This is a genomic window from Bacillus cereus group sp. MYBK227-1 (assembly GCF_051916325.1).
GTDB lineage: Bacteria > Bacillota > Bacilli > Bacillales > Bacillaceae_G > Bacillus_A > Bacillus_A cereus.
The window spans coordinates 24177-42872 of record NZ_JBQAGK010000005.1 but is presented as its reverse complement, the minus strand read 5'-3'; the positions used below and the strand labels follow the sequence as shown (position 1 = coordinate 42872).

The window sequence follows — 18696 nt, the reverse complement described above, 5'->3', positions numbered from 1 at the left end:
TAATTTAACTGAATTTTCTAGTATTATGTGTTTAGATAGTCTTAATAAGGAGGAGATACGACTTGAAAAATGTAATGGAAAATCGCCTTAATCGCGCAGAGGTACCTGCTGAACTAACATGGGATTTATCCGATTTGTATAATTCTGATGCCGAATGGCATGCTGCATTAAACGCATTGGAAAATGATATACAGAAACTTGATTCATTTAAAGGGCATTTACATACTAGCTCCCACACTTTATTAAATTGCCTACTTTTAGAAGAAGAGCTTTTAATGACGTTAACAAAACTATACTCATATGCAAATTTAAAAGAATCTACTGATCGTACAAATCCAAGTATTCAAGCGAACTCTTCCAAAATTTCTGCTTTATGGACGAAAGTACATACTGCACTATCCTTTATTCATAATGAAATCCTCTCATTCGACGAAGGAACAATTGAAAAATATTTAACTGAAGAAACAAAACTTGAACCTTTCCGTAAATCGTTACTAGAAATACTACAAAAAAGACAGCACACACTCTCTCCTGAAACAGAAGAAGCACTTGCTGCACTTGGCGAAGTTCATAGTTCTCCATACAAAATTTACGGCATGACTAAATTGGCCGATATGGATTTCACTTCTATACAAGACGAACAAGGAAACGAACTTCCTGTTTCATTCTCATTAGTTGAAAGCAAATATGAATTTTCTCCAAGCACATATATACGTCGAAAAGCATATTCATCATTTGTTTCCACACTAAACCGATATAAAAATACAATTGCCACAACATATGCTACTGAAGTAAAAAAACAAGTAACACTTTCTCGTTTACGTAAATATGAATCCGTTACCCATATGCTATTAGAACCACAAAAGGTTCCACTTGAAATGTATAACAACCAACTTGATATTATTTATAAAGAACTAGCACCTCATATGCGCCGTTTTGCAGATTTAAAAAGGAAAGTATTAGGACTCGATCAAATGCTTTTCTGTGACTTACATGCACCTTTAGATCCCGAATTTAATCCGTCGATTACTTATGAAGACGCAGGCACGCTCATTCAAGATTCTTTAAAAATATTAGGCGATGAATATAGTTCCATAATCGAAAAAGGATTCAAAGAAAGATGGGTAGATCTTGCAGATAACGTAGGTAAATCAACAGGAGCATTTTGCTCAAGTCCATACGGCTCTCATCCCTATATTTTAATTACATGGCAAAATACGATGCGCGGATGCTTTACATTAGCACATGAATTTGGACATGCCGGTCATTTTTATTTAGCAAATAAAAATCAACGTATTATGAACGTACGCCCATCTATGTACTTTGTTGAAGCACCATCAACTATGAATGAATTACTATTAGCTCAGCATTTACTAGCGACTACTGACGATAAGAGAATGCGCAGATGGGTTATTCTGCAACTACTTGGCACATATTATCACAACTTTGTTACTCACTTACTTGAGGGTGAATATCAACGTAGAGTATATGCTCTAGCAGAAGAAGGACAGGCCCTTACAGCTACAACTTTAACTGAAATCAAAACGAATGTCCTATCGACATTCTGGGGAGATTCTGTAGAAATCGATGAAGGTGCAGGCTTAACTTGGATGCGTCAACCTCATTATTATATGGGTCTATATTCTTATACATATTCCGCAGGCCTCACTGCATCCACTGCAGTAGCTCAAATGATTAAAGAGGAAAGACAACCTGCTATTGATCGCTGGTTAGATGTGCTTCGTGCTGGTGGTACAATGAAACCACTTGAACTAATGAAACATGCCGGAGTAGATATGTCAAAACCAGATGCAATCCGTAAAGCTGTTTCTTACGTTGGTTCATTAATTGATGAATTAGAGCATTCTTATCAAGAATAAAAAAATAAGCCCTCGCTTTAATGAGGGCTTATTTCATATTTACTTCCCAAACCGTTTGCGATATCCACATTTCCTGCAAAGTTCTTCAACCGCAACTCTTTTCGAAAATCCATCGACAATGTTTGTTGCTCTTTCACCTTCAATAATGTTAGAAAATGAATCATTATTAATATTCCCAAGGTTAATAATCCCTTCACCATCTAAACAACAAGGAATAACTGTTCCATTCGCTAAAATACCCGCTTGATTACGAAGTCCATGACAGAATCCTTTCCCATCATCCTCTTCCTCATGTAATGCTGGCCACTGGAATTCATAGTCTTGATTAATAAAGACACGTTCTGCAATTTTTATACCTTTTCCTGGTGTAAGCTTCTCTTCAATTTGATAAGATAGATCAAATTCATTTTCAATTATAGATAATAACTCTCTATTTTTCTGGATTTCAGCATTTGTTTTATTATCCTGAGTTAAATTCCATAACCTTAACGATACAATTAAATCTGATTGACTTGTCGCTTCCCTAATGAAGGAAAGTATACTCCTTACATAGCCCTCTTTATCTTGCGAACCTGGATGTCCATCAAAACTATGCAGTGAAAAATTCATTTGTCTTAACGCAGGCTTATTTAACAGCCTATGTCTTCTCTTATTAATTAACGTTCCGTTCGTTGTAATATTAACTTTAAACCCTTTTTCATGACTTAAGTCTAATAGTTGATCTATTTTCGGATGGAGCAACGGCTCACCCTTCACGTGCAAATAAATGTAGTCTGTGTGAGGTTTAATTTGGTCTAATCTTTTAGCAAAATCCTCCACAGAAATGAATTGCTTCTGCCTTTCCGTCGGCGGACAAAAGCTACACGCAAGATTACATACACTCGTAATCTCCAAGTAAAACTTCTTAAACTTCTTCACCTTTAATTCCTCACTTCTCTAACTACTTATACTTTTTCCTCTTCATATTACAGCATATTTTTATGGAAATAGAAACATACTTATTTTAGGAAATCTACATACCATCTAATAATATTTAAAAGACCATCGGTAATTTTTGTCCAATGGTCTTTTTATCCTTTTATATACAAAGAATAAATTTATTTATGATACGGTTCATCGTAACTATTCTAAATAAGGTTATTTTTTATTATTTTCATAATTAAATTTAACAAAAAAGGTAGTGCCTTCCGATCCTGTTTGAATTTCTATTTTTGCATTATGGCGGGCAGCGATGGCATAACATACACCTAACCCCAATCCAGTTCCATTATCTTTGGTCGTGTAAAACGGCGTACCCAGTTTCTCTAATACTTCAGGCCTGATACCTTTTCCTTGATCCCGCACTGCAAGCACCACACAATTTTGACCTTCCTTGTAAGTGCTAATGGTTAGAACTTTCCCTGTATTCATCGCTTCTAAGCCATTACGATATAGATTCATTAATAATTGCCGTATCTCATTACGATTTAAAAGTAATTCTGGAATGTCATTTGTATCGACTTGAATATATTTATTTTGATTGTACGTATCAATCTTTATTAAAGGAATAATATCGCGGATAATTGAATTTAAATCTAACATCTGCAAATCCAATTTCCTTGTATTACCCATTGAGAGAAATTCAGTAATAATAGAATTGGCACGGTTAAGTTCTTCAATCATTAAATAAAAGTACTTATTATGTTTCTCATAGGTATTCTCTTCTTTTAATAACTGTAAAAATCCCAGTACTGTTGTCATTGGATTTCTAATTTCATGGCTGATACCTGCTGCCATTTGCCCTATTAAATCTATATTGGATAATCTTTTCAATTCCTGTTCATATTTCTTTTTTTCCGTTATGTTTTTAAAAATACAACAAATACCATCATCATATGGGTATGCAATAACTTCGTGCCAATATTCATCTGCAGTAGAAAGAAATTCGAAATGAACTGTAGTTCGCTCTGACATCGCACGATGAAATTCCTTATACATAACTGTGTCAATTTCACTCGGGAAAACATTCCATATATTCTTTCCTAATACATCTTTTGCTGTTTTTCTTTGCGGAAAATATTGGTACTTATTTACGTACGTAAATTCCCATTTATTATTTAAAATAAAAAATCCATCCGTAATACATTCAATCACACTTGTAACTTTTTCATTAGCAGCAGCTAACTCTCTCGTTCGCTCTTCCACTATGCTCTCTAGTTGATCCATATACAACAAATTCGAAAACGTAGGGGCTGTGGCATCAACGATAGATTTTGCTAGTTGAAGTTGGGAATCATCATAATTGTGAGCTTTTCCTTCTTTGCCAACGACGATTACCCCTAATACTTCTCCCATTGAAACCAATGGAATCATCAATAGACCCTTACTATCTATATTTTTTGTTTGAATAACCTCTTGGATCTTGGCTTCATAGCTTTTCTCTGTCCAATCCGCTTCTGTCCAATGACAGTCCTTACTTAATTTCGTTGTTTTAATTGTTGTTTTATCTAGCGGATCTAGAAGATGAGCAGTCATATTTTTACTCTCTAAAATCTGTTCTAGGTAAAAAAAGCATTTATCAAAACTCTCCTGTATCGAGGAACACATCGATAAATCACGTGTAACATTTAGTAACAGTTGTTTCTCAGCAATAAGGTTTTCCTTTTGTTTTAAATTATTTGCGTTTTGAATTGCAACCGCAGCCATATTTACATAAGCTTCAACACTTTGAATTTCTGAATCTGTTAAGTTCATCGGAATTCCATAATCAAATAAAAAAACCAGACCAAATAACTCTTGCCCAAATGAGATAGGCAGAGCTAATAAGGACTTAATTTTGAATGCATTAACCGGTCTCGGATCTGGTCGATGATCCTTTGAGGTATCAGGAATATAGATGGTTCTTTTCGTTTCAATAACTTCTTTTGCCAGTAAGTCTATTTCAGGATCAATTACTTGAGTATCGAGCGTTACACCATTTATAGTCTCTGGTTTTCCTGCAAACCCTCTAAATGTTCCATCTTCCTGGGGTAAATAAATTCCAACAGCATCGCACCTAACAATCTCCTCTGATATCGCCATTGTCACACGCTGCAATACGTCACGTAGTTCTAATTTCGTATTTATTATTTTTGTTATATTCGCGAGCCTAGAATATCTCGTCTGATCACTTACCATTCACATAGCCTCCAGTTATAGGCATAATAAAATAAATATGATAATATCAGTGTTTTATATAGAATACATTACTTATGATACGGTTCCCCACGATTAATCCGAAACGCTCTATACACTTGCTCAAGCAACACTAATCGCATTAATTGGTGTGGTAATGTCATCTTTGAAAAAGAAAGTGATTCATTTGAACGCTTCATCACTTCTGAGCTTAGTCCGAGTGATCCACCAATTACAAATGCGACTTTACTCTTTCCGTATGTAGCAAGGCGATCTAGACTTATCGCGAATTCTTCTGATGACTTTTGCTTTCCTTCTATAGCTAATGCAATCACATGCGTGTCATCAGAAATTTTATCCAGTATACGTATACCTTCTTTTTCCTTTACAATTAACATTTCTGCTTCACTTAAATTTTCTGGCGCCTTTTCATCAGGCAATTCAATTACTTCTACTTTTGCGTATGCAGATAATCGTTTTAAGTATTCTGCTATACCTTGTTTCAAATATTTTTCTTTTAATTTCCCAATTGAAATAATCGAGATATTCACACGTATCCTCCACCTTACAAACATGTTATCCACAAAACTTATCCACATATCCACAAATACTACCCACATATTGTGTGAGAATCTGTGTTCGATACAACATATGTCGCCTCATTTTGACAAAATTCACATGTTTTTTTCTCTTTTTCCGAGTTATCCACATTGTTGATAACTGGCGCAACTTCACACTCATCCACAATAATATCTAACGCTAATTCAACATGCTCTAAACAACAAGGTAAATTCATTTTCTTCACCTCACTTTTCTACAATAGAAAACAGGAGGTAGGCCCTCCTGTTTTTAATACTTTTGAATGCCTAATTTCACTGTTGTTGTTACTCTTTTTGTGCCACGATAAAACGTAAGAGTCATTTTATCATTAATTTCCTTATCATATAAGGCCGTACGGAATCCAATAATATCGCGAATCGGTTTTCCATCTACTGCCACAATAACATCATGTTCTCTTAAACCAGCATCCGCACCTGGCGAAGGACTTTTCACATCCAAAATACAAACTCCCTCTGTTACAGTACCTGGTAAATGTAATGTTTTTGACCAATAATAGTTTGGAATTTCATTTAATGACCTAAGTTCAATCCCAACATATGGTCTTCTTACTTTTCCATACTTCTCAAGTTCATTCATAATCGGAACAGCTCTAGTCACCGGAATAGCAAGGCCGATTCCTTCTACTTCTTTTGCAGCAATTTTCATTGAATTAATACCAATTAATTGTCCTGCTGCATTTACAAGCGCACCGCCACTATTCCCCGGATTAATCGCTGCATCTGTTTGTAACACTTCTACTTGCCAATCATAATGTCCATCTTGATCTAAATCTACAGGGACAATACGTTCATTAGCTGAAATAATACCTTGTGTAACTGTTCCAGAAAATTGCAGTCCAAGTGGGTTTCCAATCGCAATAACTGGCTCTCCTCTGCGAACAGTATTAGAATCGCCAATTTCAATTATTTTTTTCACATGCTTTGCATCTATTTCTAATACAGCTAAGTCTGTGACTACATCGGTTCCTAATACTTTTCCAGGAACCTTCTTACCGTCACTTAGACTTACTTCAATACGATTCGCTCCAGCTACAACATGATTATTCGTTACAATATAAGCTTGACCATCTGTCTTTTTATAAATTACTCCTGATCCTGTACCGGCCTCTGAATCTGCCTCTGAAAAGTTATCTCGTTGAATGTTAATAACACCCACAACAGCTTCAGATGCACGATCAACAGCATCTACAAAGCTAATCTGTTTAATCCCTTGAGCTTCGGCCATATTACTTCCGCTTGCTTCAGCTTGCGGAAGCGTATCAGCAGAATTTGAAAATAAAGGCGCTCCAAACGCGAATAAAGAAGCTCCTACAATTGTTCCCGCTATACTAGAAAGAACTATACCTTTGTGCTTCTTTTTTCCTGCACGTTTCATACGATAATTTTCTTCATCAATAAAGGACATATTTGTTCACCTATCTTCCTGAAAACAACTATATTCACCTTTATTGTTTACTAAAATGAAGAATTATACGTATTGAATTTTTGTAGGCATTTTTGGATCTGTATCGTGAATTTCAAAGGATTCACCCACTCCAAATCCTTTTTCCTCTAGTACTTGTGATACTGACATACGCGCTAGTTCTTTCATGTTATTATCTAAGCTTAAATGTGCTAAATAAATATGCTTTGTCTCATCTGTAATTACATCTGCCATCGCTAATGCAGCATCCTCATTACAAACATGCCCAACGTCACTTAAAATACGTCGTTTAATGCTCCATGGATAACGTCCCATACGAAGCATTTCTACATCATGATTACTTTCAAATACGAAAGCATTAGCTCCCTTAATAATGCCTTTCATACGGTCACTTACGTATCCCGTATCTGTAATAAGCGCTAACTTCCTATTATTGTTATGGAAAGCATAAAACATCGGTTCTGCCGCATCATGAGAAACTCCAAATGACTCGACTTCAATATCACCAAAGGTTTTCACATCACCAACTGAGAAAATAAACTTTTGTTCAGTTGGGATATTTCCTATTAAATGTTCCATTGCATTCCATGTTTTCTCATTCGCATAAACAGGTAAATCATATTTACGTGCCAGTACACCTAATCCTTTAATATGATCACTATGCTCATGCGTTACAAGAATACCTGATACATCATTTATATTCAGTTCTGCTTGTTTAAATAAAGCCTCTGTTGCTTTACCACTTAAACCTGCGTCGACTAGTAATTTTTTTTCATCGGTTCCTACGTATAGCATATTTCCTGTACTTCCACTTGCAAGTACGCTAAAATGCAACCCCATTCTTTCTCACTCCAGTATGTTCATCAACCACTTGATTTTCCTTTTCTCCTAATTCCATAACTTGTCCTTCAATTGCATTCACAAAGAAGTCCTGCTTCTGCTCCGTTTTCAAATTCCATGTTGGAGCCAGTACTTGGTTATTAGAAGTAGATGCGGTAAGAGTGGCATAACCAATTTGCGCTTCTTTAACATGCGTATTTCCATGAATTTTATTTTTTAAATACAAATTTTCTAAAGCTGTTTGAGCCGTAATAATTTCTTGCTCTTTCGTTTTTTCACCTTCGCCCATTTCTTTTAAATCAGTTAGCATTGTCTGCGTATATGAAACAAGTTCATTTTTTTCATTTAATTCCACAACAATCATCGCCTGATTATTATAGAAAATAGGCTTATCTTTATATTTTTGGAAGAAATAAATTTTAGAGTCTTTCACCGCTCCAAATTCATACTTTTGTCCATCCAATACATAGTTCTTCAAAAATTCATTATACTTATCTTTTGATAATGATTTCGTATTTAAAAAAGGCTCTTTTAGCTTACTTTCTATCTTGTACATATTTTGTATATGCACTGTTTGATTTTTCAAAGACTGTATATCTTCTTCTTTAAAAGCTTTATTTTCCGCTCTAATAAATGACTCTTTTTTCGGTTCTTTAGGGATATTTCCCATCGTAATTTTGTTTGCTTTTAATTCTTGATCTATCTTTGTTTCTGCAATAAGCTCCAATTGATTACTATCTTGCTTTTGAATGAATTGGAAAATGAGAAAGAGGTCCAAAACAAAAAAGGTCACAATAAATATGGTTTTAATCCGATCCCAATCCATTTAGTCCTCCCTCACTCCACTCATAGATTTTCTGTTTACCTGTTTCATCTTCAACAAGCTTTACATACCAAATTGGTTGTAATCGAACTACTTGTCCATCTAGTGATAACTTGTATCCAATACCAATATCCTTAATTACTTGTTTCTTTATCTCTGGATTATTTTCTAGAGATGCTATTACAACATGCCCTGACGGAAGAGTAACCTTCTGTTCTATACCTTTAGTATTTAAAGACAGCAACGGTCTTTCATATTCCATTACTTCTTCTGATCCCCATATTTGTCTCAATTCAGCTAATCCATCTTCATTGAATACTGAATATCCATCTTCATTTAAACGAAATACTGTCTCTCCTTTATTCATATAGTCCAAACGATATGAATCCAAACTTCCACTGTGACCACTTACGAATTCAAAGCTTTTTTGTAAAAGCATTAAATTATCTATCGTTTTCTCAGTTAAGACAGAAGAGTTTTTATACTTTAGCATGTGACGATCGTTTTCAATTTCCATGGATCTAATACCATCTGTAAATGTTTCTTTCGACATCTCGGTAATCGGACTTAAATAACGAGGATCACTAAACAGAGCATTCTTAAACGTATCAACTGCTAAATTAGATGAAATATATGTTATATTGTTTAACTCTGTCGTTCCATCTGGTAAAAATAACTTTTTCATATCATTAAGTTGATAATCAAAATAAGGCTTTGCTGATACTATAAATTGATTTTGGGCATTTACAATATCTTTTAAATACACGCCACTTAATTTTGCCTCGTATATTTTAAAGTTATCACCATCAGAAACAAAGTTAATTTTAATTTCTTGATCCTTACTTCGAGAAGGATCGAGGAGAATACGATTAAAATGTTTAGGCTTATCTGTACTCTTCTCTTTCATGTTAAACATGGATTTTACTGCATCAAATGGGATATCGGTAGGGAAAACAAGTTCAACTTTCCCTTCACCATGCACATATGAAAGGAAATCCCCCTTAGTGATTGATATCTCTTTAAAATCATGTAGTTCCCCTACTTCCAGAGGCTTATAGATTGATTCTATATCTGCCTCTCTTCTGCTCCCATAATGATTTTTATCTTTATGCACGATGATAGAAGTAGGACGGACAACATCGGAAATTTTAGTTTGGTTCATTCCTTCATTTCCCTGCACAAATTTCGCGTTTTGCATGGATGTAGAATCTGGCACATACGTCCATAGGTTAAAAGTAAGAAATAGGCTAATTACAACTAGGTTAATTAAAACTATTGTTTTAAAGTTTTCCATACTCATTCCCAATCGTCCTCTTCATCTGCTGCCATTGGTAACGTGAAATAAATAGTTGTCCCTTTTCCTTCTTCACTCTTCGCCCAAATAGAGCCACCATGTGCCTCAATCATTTCTTTTGCAATTGCTAATCCAAGCCCAGTACCACCCATTTGTCTTGAACGAGCTTTATCTACGCGATAAAAACGTTCAAAGATTTTATCAACGTTTTCTTTTGGAATCCCCATTCCTTGGTCACTTACACTAATTTCTAATAAATCACCGCGATCACGTAAACGATATGTTACTGTTCCACCTTCTGGTGAATACTTTAATGCGTTAGAAATAATGTTATACAGCACTTGAGTAATTTTGTCAGTATCCATATCAATAAATCTAGATTTCTTAGAGAAAGATCGTTTGAAACTTACATTTTGCTCTTTAGACATTTCAAAGCGATCAATAATATTATTAAAGAAATCAGTAAAGTCGACCCATTCTTTCATTAAACGATGCTCTGTACTATCAAGTTTAGATAGCTGTAACAACGCATTTACAAGTCTAATCATTCTTTCTGTTTCTTCTTGTGTAACCGTTAAAAATTGTGGTGCAATATTTGGATCCTGCCATGCTCCATCTGTAAGTGCCTCTAAATAACTGCGCATCGTCGTTAATGGCGTCCTTAATTCATGAGAGACATTCGCCACAAACTCACGGCGTTCCCTTTCTATACGCTCCTGCTCTGTTACATCATATAGTACAGCAATTAAGCCATTTGCCTTCCCTGTTTCTTTTTGAATAACAGAGAAACTAGCACGTAAAATATATGGTTCGTTTCTCGTACTAAAATCTAATAAAACAGAATCTGGCTCTTCATATAAATGATCGAGCGTAAATTCTTCCTGTATTCCTAATACCTCTAAAACAGATTGATCGAGCGCTGTTTCACGAGAAACATTTAACATCTTTTCCGCAGGGTCATTTAGTAAAATAATATCCCCTTTTCGGTCAGTAGCAATTACTCCATCTGTCATATGTGATAAAACAGATGATAATTTACGCCTTTCACTTTCTGTAGAAGAACGAGCTTGTTGTAATTTTTTTGATAAATTATTGAAGGATAATGCCAGTTGTCCAATTTCATCATGGCTATGCACTTTTACTTTTCTCGAATAATTTCCTTTTGCCATTTCGATTGCTTGTCTCCGCATATCTGAAATTGGTCTTGTAATTGTTTGAGCCAATAAAATCCCAAGTACGGCCGTTACTAATAAAGCAATTACTGTTCCCGTAGCAAAAATTTGATTTATATCCTTCATTTGTTTATATACATCTTCCATAGATGCCACAATGTAAATAACACCAAGCGCATCCTTACCGTTATCATCTAGAATCGGAGTAAGCATAACTTGAACACGATGACCTGTACTACCATCCTTCTCAATTTTCACTTCCGGCTTTTTTTGTACTAACACTCGCTGAACAGCTATATCAGTTGATGTTCGATTCACCTTATTCTGCTTTGATTCATCTGAAATAGCCAGTAACTTTCTGTGCGAATCAAATACACTTACCTCTTGTATAACTTTCTTCTGATCAGAGGCAAATTTTCGAATTGAAGTTTTAATCGTTTCATCTGTTGACTCTGTTTCTGCTTTTGTATAACTTTTTTTAAACTCTTGCTTCAAATTATATGATAATAAGTTTGTTTGCTGCGTTAAAGAATCCCTAAAACCTTGTACTAAGCTCTTCTCTAATTCCCTTACGAAATATACTCCAATAACTTGCATCGCTATTAATATTAATAGCATATATATAAGCACAAATTTTAAATGAATAGATTGAAAAAAACCAACTTTCTTCATATACTATTCCTGCTCTGGGTCACGCAAGTAATACCCTACTCCACGTCTAGTTACAATTAAAGTAGGATGGCTTGGATTATCTTCAATTTTTTCACGCAAACGACGTACTGTAACGTCTACTGTGCGCACATCTCCAAAATAGTCATAACCCCAAACTGTTTGTAATAAATGTTCGCGTGTCATAACTTGTCCTAAATGTTTCGCTAAATAATGTAGCAACTCAAATTCACGATGTGTAAGCTCGATATTTTCCTCACGCTTCGTTACACTATATGCATTTGGATTAATCACAATTGGTCCAATAACCATTTCTGTATTTTCTTCTTTTTCCGCAGCACCACCTTGTTGATGGCGGCGTAAATTCGCCTTCACACGAGCAAGTAATTCTCTTGTACTAAATGGCTTCGTTACATAATCATCTGCCCCAAGCTCAAGCCCTAATACTTTATCAATCTCAGAGTCCTTTGCTGTAAGCATAATAATCGGCATTTCTGAGCTTTTACGTATTTCACGGCAAACCTCTAAGCCATCTTTACCTGGTAGCATAATATCTAATAAAACCATATCTGGTTGCTCTTCATTAGCCTTTTCAATTGCTTCATCACCATCATGCGCCATTACTATTTCAAAACCTTCTTTTTCTAGGTTAAACTTCAAAATATCTGCAATCGGCTTTTCATCATCAACTACTAAAATTTTCTTTCCCATCATCGTCTATTTCCTCCTTATAAAAATATGGTCAATAATCCCTAAACATATTGATGTTTACATAGTATGTCCTATATGACCGCATCCTTTGTTTAAGTATTTTCTCCTCTATTCTCATAGACTCATGTATGATCCACTTTTACACGGCATCCTATACGATCTATAGAAAAACCTCTAGCTTCAACTGCTAGAGGCTCCTCGTTCTATTTTAAAATAACTACTCAGTTTTGTAAAATTACATAAATAAAAAGGATATTAAGTGGGCCCACTTAATATCCTGAGAGTGGCTCGGGACGGAATCGAACCGCCGACACGAGGATTTTCAGTCCTCTGCTCTACCGACTGAGCTACCGAGCCAAAACTATATATAAAACCACTAATGGTGGTATAAACAAAAGTGGCGGTCCCGACCGGGGTCGAACCGGCGATCTCCTGCGTGACAGGCAGGCATGTTAACCACTACACCACGGGACCAAAAATAAGCAAAAAAAAAACATGACCCGTACGGGATTCGAACCCGTGTTACCGCCGTGAAAGGGCGGTGTCTTAACCACTTGACCAACGGGCCACGAAAAATAAAATGGTGAGCCATGAAGGACTCGAACCTTCGACCCTCTGATTAAAAGTCAGATGCTCTACCAACTGAGCTAATGGCTCATACTCACCAACGTCATATTTTCGTGACGACAAGATGTATCATAACATGTATTCTGTATTTATTGCAATACTTTTTTTGTTTTTTTATAAAAGAATAAGAAAAAACTCATGCAGACATGAGTTTTTTCTAAAAAATGTTAATTAAGCTTCGTATACGTTACGAACAATATTTGTTTGGTTACGATCTGGTCCAACTGAGAACATAGATATTTGAATTCCTGTTAACTCAGAAACACGTTCTACGTATTTTCGTGCATTTTCAGGAAGTTCATCTAATGATTTTACACCAGTAATATCTTCTTCCCAACCTGGAAGCTCTTCATATACAGGCTCACATTTCGCTAAAATGTTTAAGTTAGCTGGAACTTCATCAATAACTTCGCCATTGTATTTGTAAGCTACACAAATTTTAAGAGTTGGAATACCTGTTAAAACGTCGATAGAATTTAATGATAGATCCGTTAAACCACTAACACGACGTGCATGTCTTACAACAACGCTATCGAACCAACCTACGCGGCGTGGACGACCAGTTGTCGTTCCATACTCGCGACCAACTTCACGAATTTGATGACCAATTTCATCATGAAGCTCAGTAGGGAATGGACCATCACCAACGCGGCTTGTATATGCTTTACATACACCTACAACGCGAGTAACTTTCGCAGGACCAACTCCAGTTCCAACTGTTACACCACCAGCAATTGGGTTAGAAGATGTAACGAACGGGTACGTACCGTGGTCAATATCAAGCATAACACCTTGCGCACCTTCAAATAATACACGGTGATTATTATCTAATGCATCATTTAATACAACAGACGTATCACATACATATTGCGCGATTTGTTGCCCGTACTCGAAGTACTCTTCAAAAATTTCTTCTACAGTGAAACCTTCTGTATCGTACATTTTTTCAAATAAACGATTTTTTTCTACTAAATTGCGCTCAAGCTTCTCTTTAAATGCTTCACGGTCTAAAAGATCAGCCATACGAATACCAATACGAGCAGCTTTATCCATATATGCAGGACCGATACCTTTTTTCGTTGTACCGATTTTGTTATCACCTTTACTTGCTTCTTCTAACTCATCTTGTTTTAAGTGGTAAGGTAAAATAACATGTGCACGGTTACTTACACGTAAATTATCAGTACTTACACCACGATCGTGTAAGTATTTTAACTCTTCAAGTAATGCTTTTGGATCTACTACTAATCCGTTTCCGATTACACAAATTTTCTCTTTATAGAAAATACCAGATGGAATTAAGTGTAATTTATATTTAACTCCGCCGAAAACAATTGTATGTCCCGCGTTATTTCCACCTTGATATCTTGCAACTACTTCCGCATGCTCAGAAAGAAAATCAGTAATTTTACCTTTTCCTTCGTCGCCCCATTGTGTTCCTACAACTACTACTGAAGACATTATTAAAGCACCTCCGCAATTTTCAAACGATCTATTCAAACAATATAATTGTACCAAAACCGAAAGAGAAGTCAACCGAAAAGCGAACATTTTTTCACAAAAAAACATTTTCGTTCGTAAGAATTATATATTTAACTTATGAAAGCCTTATCTTTCTTATAAAAAAAAAGAAACACATCTTATTATAAGAAATGTGTTTCTTTTTTATACTGCCTTTATGCCGGTGGAGCATGTCCATCCTCAAAACGACGTTCTAAGTTAACGAACTTATTGAACTCTTTGACGAATGCAAGTTCCACTGAACCTACTGGACCGTTACGTTGTTTTGCAATAATAATTTCAATTGTATTTTTGTTTTCCGTTTCTCGATCATAGTAGTCTTCACGATAGAGGAAAGCTACAATATCAGCATCCTGCTCAATACTTCCAGATTCACGAATATCAGACATCATCGGGCGTTTATCTTGACGAGATTCTACACCACGAGATAACTGTGATAAAGCAATAACAGGCACTTGCAATTCACGTGCAATCCCTTTTAAGGTACGAGAAATCTCAGATACTTCCTGCTGACGGTTTTCTCCTGATTTCCCACTTCCTTGAATAAGCTGCAAATAGTCAATCAAAATCATACCAAGACCTTGTTCTTGCTTTAATCTACGACATTTTGCTCGAATCTCATTTACTTTAATACCTGGCGTATCATCAATATATATCCCAGCATTTGAGAGACTCCCCATTGCCATTGTTAATTTTGCCCAATCATCGGAAGTTAATGAACCAGTACGAAGTCTTTGTGCATCAATATTCCCTTCTGCACAAAGCATACGCATAACAAGCTGATCAGCACCCATCTCCAAACTAAAAATCGCTACATTTTCATCCGTTTTCGTCGCTACGTTTTGTGCAATATTTAATGAAAATGCCGTTTTCCCTACTGATGGACGTGCTGCCACGATAATTAAATCATTTCGTTGGAAACCTGCTGTCATCTTATCTAATTCAGTAAACCCAGTTGGTATCCCAGTAACTTCACCCTTTTGATTATGCAAAAGTTCAATTTTGTCATAAGCATCTACAAGAACATCTTTAATGTTTTGGAATGCTTTTGCATTCGTTTGATGGGATACTTCTAATATTTTTTTCTCAGCCTCGTTTAAAAGACCATCCACATCATCTTCTCTCTCGTATCCATCCGATACAATATGAGTCGCCGTGCGAATTAAACGACGTAAAAGCGCCTTTTCAGCGATGATGCGTGCGTAATATTCTACGTTAGCTGCAGTTGGCACAACTTCTGCTAACTCTGCTAAGTAAGAAACCCCACCAACCTCTTCTAGTAATCCTTGATCAGCCATTGCTGATGTCATCATTACTAAGTCAATCGGCTCTCCCTTATCAGATAGCCCAAGCATGACTTCAAAAATCTTTTGATGTTTCGTTCGATAGAACGAATCAGGTACCAATAACTCTGATGCTGAAGTTAACGCATCTTGATCAATCAATATGGCCCCTAAAACCGCCTGCTCAGCCTCTATATTATGCGGAGGGGTACGATCAGCAAGTACATCACTCATACGCAATCCTCCTTGCTTAATTTATTTTTATTGTTCACTAACATGAACTTTTACTGTTGCTGTTACTTGTGGATGCAATTTCACAGTAACGTTTGTATAACCTAACGCGCGGATTGCATCGTCCATTTCAAATTTACGTTTATCAAGTTTAATTTTGTGTGATTTTTGCATTGCATCTACGATTTGTTTGCTTGTAATAGAACCAAATAAACGGCCACCTTCTCCAGATTTCGCCTTTAATTCTACAGTTAATTTCTCTAAAGTCTCTTTTAACTCTTTTGCATTTTCAAGCTCTGCTGCTGCATCTTTTTCTTCTTTACGCTTTTGAGCTTCTAAAGTTTTCATACTGCTATTTGTTGCTTCAGCAGCTAATCCTTGTTTTAGTAAGAAGTTATTTGCATAGCCATCTGGTACGTTTTTCACTTCTCCTTTTTTACCTTTACCTTTTACGTCTTTTAGAAAAATTACTTTCATGATTGTGTGCCTCCCTGTAAATAGTCATCAATAACAAATCGAAGCTTCTCCTCAGCTTCATCTACTGTAACATTTTTCATCTGTGTGGCTGCATTCGTCAAATGCCCGCCACCGCCTAAGTTTTCCATAATTAGCTGCACATTCACTTCACCTAAAGACCTGCTGCTAATTCCAATGAGATTCTCGCCACGTTTCGCAACAACAAATGATGCAATAATCCCTGTCATCGTTAATAACGTGTCTGCCGATTGCGCAATAAGCACTTGATCGTAGTAATCATCACTATCAACTTTAGCAATCGCAATTCCATTTTTATAAATGTACGCATTTTTTATAGCTTTTGCAACCCGTAAATACTGATCCATATCTTCCTTTAAAAGTTCTTGTACAAGTACAGTATCTGCACCATGTGAGCGTAAATAAGAAGCAGCATCAAATGTACGAGCCCCTGTCCGGAATGTGAAACTTTTCGTGTCGACAATAATACCCGCTAACAATGCCGTCGCTTCTAACATTGTCATCTTTAAATTTTTAGGTTGATACTCAAGTAATTCTGTAACCAATTCTGCCGTTGAAGAAGCATATGGTTCCATATAAACTAGCAATGGGTCTTCAATAAAATCTTCTCCGCGGCGATGATGATCAATAACTACTACATTTTCAATTTTATGTAACAGTTTTTGCTCCATCACCATAGAAGGTTTATGCGTATCGACAACAACAAGTAACGACTCATCATTTGCAAATTCCATCGCTTGCTCTGGAGTAATAAAATGAGACCATAACTCCTCATTTTGTTTCACTTTGTCCATCAAACGCTTAATTCCTTTATCGGAATCATTTTCATCTAACACAATATATCCTTTACGCTCATTTAATTGAGCCACTTTTAAAATACCAATCGCAGCACCAATTGCGTCCATATCGGGAGCCCTATGCCCCATAATAATGACATTACTACTTTCTAATACTAAATCCTTTAACGCATGCGAAATGACCCTGGCGCGTACACGGGTACGTTTTTCAACCGGATTTGTCTTACCTCCATAGAACTTAACTTTACCTGTCGCTTGTTTAATAGCTACTTGGTCTCCCCCACGCCCAAGCGCAAGATCTAAACCAGATTGAGCCATTGCTCCAAGCTCTGATAAAGGTAAATCACCTGATCCGACACCCACACTTAATGTAAGTGGTATATTCCTTTTAGATGTTTCTTCACGCACCTGATCTAAAATGCTAAATTTCCCTTTCTCCATCTGCGTCAAAATACTTTCATTTAGCACAACGAAGAATCTTTCTGAAGATGCACGTTTTAAATAAGCACCATACTTAAGTGCCCATTCATTTAGTCGCGATGTCACAAGACTTGTTATATTCGTACGTAATTGATCATCTAATCCTTGTGTAACTTCATCATAATTATCCAAATAGATGACAGCTAAAACAGTCCTTTGATCCTCGTACATCTTTTCGATTTCTGTTTGTTCCGTTACATCAAAGAAATAAATTAACTTTTCTTCTTTCCTTACAAAAACGCGAAACTTTCGATTATTTAAAGAGACTATATCATCAGAAGTTTCTCCTTTAATGAAAAGAAGTAATGTTTCTGATACATCGTAAAGGTGCCATCCAGCTAATGCATGCTGTCCCAGACATGAAGATAAATAAGGATTTGCCCAATCAATCCCATAATCCTTATTGTATAACAAAATACCAATCGGCATTTGGTTAAATGCTTCATTACTTACTTTCTTTACTCTTGTAATCATATCTGTCGTATGCTTTTCGAAATTCCTTTGAAAATTAAGTTCAAATCGTATAACGATAAAGAATACGATACAAAAAATGACAAAAGCAGCTATACCCATAATTAAATGAAAATAACAGAGAATTAAAATGAGCACAAACACAAAAAATGCCAATACATAAACAGGATATAAAAACCACTGTTTCTTATCAAATTCAGGCATGT

The 18696-nt window shown here is 35.9% G+C and carries 15 protein-coding genes and 4 tRNA genes; 1 reads left to right on the top strand and 18 read right to left on the bottom strand.

Going from position 1 to position 18696, the window contains the following annotated elements:
• Nucleotides 1-62 precede the first annotated feature (62 nt).
• A complete protein-coding gene (gene pepF, locus ACTFRM_RS21605; protein WP_016123914.1) occupies nucleotides 63-1880 on the top strand; it encodes an oligoendopeptidase F in 1818 nt (605 codons plus the stop codon).
• Between the two features lie 39 nt (nucleotides 1881-1919).
• On the opposite strand, the gene ACTFRM_RS21600 is transcribed toward pepF, so the two are convergent.
• The 18 genes from ACTFRM_RS21600 to ACTFRM_RS21515 form a co-directional block, all read right to left on the bottom strand.
• On the bottom strand, nucleotides 1920-2798 hold the full coding sequence (locus ACTFRM_RS21600) for a radical SAM/SPASM domain-containing protein (protein WP_000713633.1): 879 nt from the start codon (nucleotides 2796-2798) through the stop codon (nucleotides 1920-1922).
• 219 nt (nucleotides 2799-3017) lie between these two features.
• Complete coding sequence (locus ACTFRM_RS21595) at nucleotides 3018-5036, bottom strand: GAF domain-containing sensor histidine kinase (protein ID WP_000253117.1); 2019 nt, start codon at nucleotides 5034-5036, stop codon at nucleotides 3018-3020.
• Between the two features lie 68 nt (nucleotides 5037-5104).
• Nucleotides 5105-5584, bottom strand: coding sequence for a 23S rRNA (pseudouridine(1915)-N(3))-methyltransferase RlmH (gene rlmH, locus ACTFRM_RS21590; protein ID WP_001027000.1), 480 nt, complete (start codon nucleotides 5582-5584; stop codon nucleotides 5105-5107).
• Nucleotides 5585-5643: 59 nt separating this feature from the next.
• Nucleotides 5644-5829, bottom strand: coding sequence for a CxxH/CxxC protein (locus ACTFRM_RS21585; RefSeq protein WP_001052827.1), 186 nt, complete (start codon nucleotides 5827-5829; stop codon nucleotides 5644-5646).
• 53 nt (nucleotides 5830-5882) lie between these two features.
• Nucleotides 5883-7058 carry a S1C family serine protease gene (locus tag ACTFRM_RS21580; RefSeq protein WP_000008031.1) on the bottom strand — a complete coding sequence of 392 codons (1176 nt, stop codon included), beginning with the start codon at nucleotides 7056-7058 and terminating at the stop codon, nucleotides 5883-5885.
• 63 nt (nucleotides 7059-7121) lie between these two features.
• Complete coding sequence (locus ACTFRM_RS21575) at nucleotides 7122-7916, bottom strand: MBL fold metallo-hydrolase (RefSeq protein ID WP_086396125.1); 795 nt, start codon at nucleotides 7914-7916, stop codon at nucleotides 7122-7124.
• On the bottom strand, nucleotides 7900-8742 hold the full coding sequence (locus ACTFRM_RS21570; protein ID WP_000383740.1) for a two-component system regulatory protein YycI: 843 nt from the start codon (nucleotides 8740-8742) through the stop codon (nucleotides 7900-7902). The genes ACTFRM_RS21575 and ACTFRM_RS21570 overlap by 17 nt, the downstream gene beginning before the upstream one ends.
• Nucleotides 8723-10039 carry a YycH family regulatory protein gene (locus ACTFRM_RS21565; protein WP_000061560.1) on the bottom strand — a complete coding sequence of 439 codons (1317 nt, stop codon included), beginning with the start codon at nucleotides 10037-10039 and terminating at the stop codon, nucleotides 8723-8725. The genes ACTFRM_RS21570 and ACTFRM_RS21565 overlap by 20 nt, the downstream gene beginning before the upstream one ends.
• Nucleotides 10036-11877, bottom strand: coding sequence for a cell wall metabolism sensor histidine kinase WalK (walK, locus tag ACTFRM_RS21560; protein ID WP_000755367.1), 1842 nt, complete (start codon nucleotides 11875-11877; stop codon nucleotides 10036-10038). Before walK ends, ACTFRM_RS21565 begins: the two co-directional genes overlap by 4 nt.
• Nucleotides 11878-11880: 3 nt before the next feature.
• Nucleotides 11881-12588, bottom strand: coding sequence for a cell wall metabolism DNA-binding response regulator WalR (walR, locus tag ACTFRM_RS21555; protein ID WP_000971865.1), 708 nt, complete (start codon nucleotides 12586-12588; stop codon nucleotides 11881-11883).
• 281 nt (nucleotides 12589-12869) lie between these two features.
• Nucleotides 12870-12942: transfer RNA gene (locus ACTFRM_RS21550), tRNA-Phe, on the bottom strand.
• Between the two features lie 41 nt (nucleotides 12943-12983).
• Nucleotides 12984-13059 (bottom strand) — tRNA-Asp (locus ACTFRM_RS21545).
• A gap of 22 nt (nucleotides 13060-13081) precedes the next feature.
• Nucleotides 13082-13153 (bottom strand) — tRNA-Glu (locus ACTFRM_RS21540).
• Between the two features lie 13 nt (nucleotides 13154-13166).
• A tRNA-Lys gene (locus tag ACTFRM_RS21535) sits at nucleotides 13167-13242 on the bottom strand.
• A 141-nt stretch (nucleotides 13243-13383) separates the two neighbouring features.
• A complete protein-coding gene (locus ACTFRM_RS21530; protein ID WP_000100238.1) occupies nucleotides 13384-14673 on the bottom strand; it encodes an adenylosuccinate synthase in 1290 nt (429 codons plus the stop codon).
• 215 nt (nucleotides 14674-14888) lie between these two features.
• Nucleotides 14889-16250 carry a replicative DNA helicase gene (gene dnaB / locus ACTFRM_RS21525; protein WP_001286148.1) on the bottom strand — a complete coding sequence of 454 codons (1362 nt, stop codon included), beginning with the start codon at nucleotides 16248-16250 and terminating at the stop codon, nucleotides 14889-14891.
• 27 nt (nucleotides 16251-16277) lie between these two features.
• The gene (gene rplI / locus ACTFRM_RS21520; protein WP_000864228.1) at nucleotides 16278-16724 is read right to left on the bottom strand and encodes a 50S ribosomal protein L9; all 447 of its coding nucleotides are present in this window, start codon (nucleotides 16722-16724) and stop codon (nucleotides 16278-16280) included.
• The gene (locus ACTFRM_RS21515; protein ID WP_001113778.1) at nucleotides 16721-18694 is read right to left on the bottom strand and encodes a DHH family phosphoesterase; all 1974 of its coding nucleotides are present in this window, start codon (nucleotides 18692-18694) and stop codon (nucleotides 16721-16723) included. The genes rplI and ACTFRM_RS21515 overlap by 4 nt, the downstream gene beginning before the upstream one ends.
• Nucleotides 18695-18696 lie beyond the last annotated feature (2 nt).

Bases quoted from the DNA above. Each gene is read 5' to 3' on its own strand.
- ACTFRM_RS21575 (WP_086396125.1), bottom strand. From the start codon at position 7,916: ATGGGGTTGCATTTTAGCGTACTTGCAAGTGGAAGTACAGGAAATATG.
- ACTFRM_RS21585 (WP_001052827.1), bottom strand. From the start codon at position 5,829: ATGAATTTACCTTGTTGTTTAGAGCATGTTGAATTAGCGTTAGATATT.
- ACTFRM_RS21530 (WP_000100238.1), bottom strand. From the start codon at position 14,673: ATGTCTTCAGTAGTAGTTGTAGGAACACAATGGGGCGACGAAGGAAAA.
- ACTFRM_RS21595 (WP_000253117.1), bottom strand. From the start codon at position 5,036: ATGGTAAGTGATCAGACGAGATATTCTAGGCTCGCGAATATAACAAAA.
- dnaB (WP_001286148.1), bottom strand. From the start codon at position 16,250: ATGAGTGATGTACTTGCTGATCGTACCCCTCCGCATAATATAGAGGCT.
- ACTFRM_RS21570 (WP_000383740.1), bottom strand. From the start codon at position 8,742: ATGGATTGGGATCGGATTAAAACCATATTTATTGTGACCTTTTTTGTT.
- ACTFRM_RS21565 (WP_000061560.1), bottom strand. From the start codon at position 10,039: ATGAGTATGGAAAACTTTAAAACAATAGTTTTAATTAACCTAGTTGTA.
- ACTFRM_RS21515 (WP_001113778.1), bottom strand. From the start codon at position 18,694: ATGCCTGAATTTGATAAGAAACAGTGGTTTTTATATCCTGTTTATGTA.
- walK (WP_000755367.1), bottom strand. From the start codon at position 11,877: ATGAAGAAAGTTGGTTTTTTTCAATCTATTCATTTAAAATTTGTGCTT.
- walR (WP_000971865.1), bottom strand. From the start codon at position 12,588: ATGATGGGAAAGAAAATTTTAGTAGTTGATGATGAAAAGCCGATTGCA.
- rplI (WP_000864228.1), bottom strand. From the start codon at position 16,724: ATGAAAGTAATTTTTCTAAAAGACGTAAAAGGTAAAGGTAAAAAAGGA.
- ACTFRM_RS21580 (WP_000008031.1), bottom strand. From the start codon at position 7,058: ATGTCCTTTATTGATGAAGAAAATTATCGTATGAAACGTGCAGGAAAA.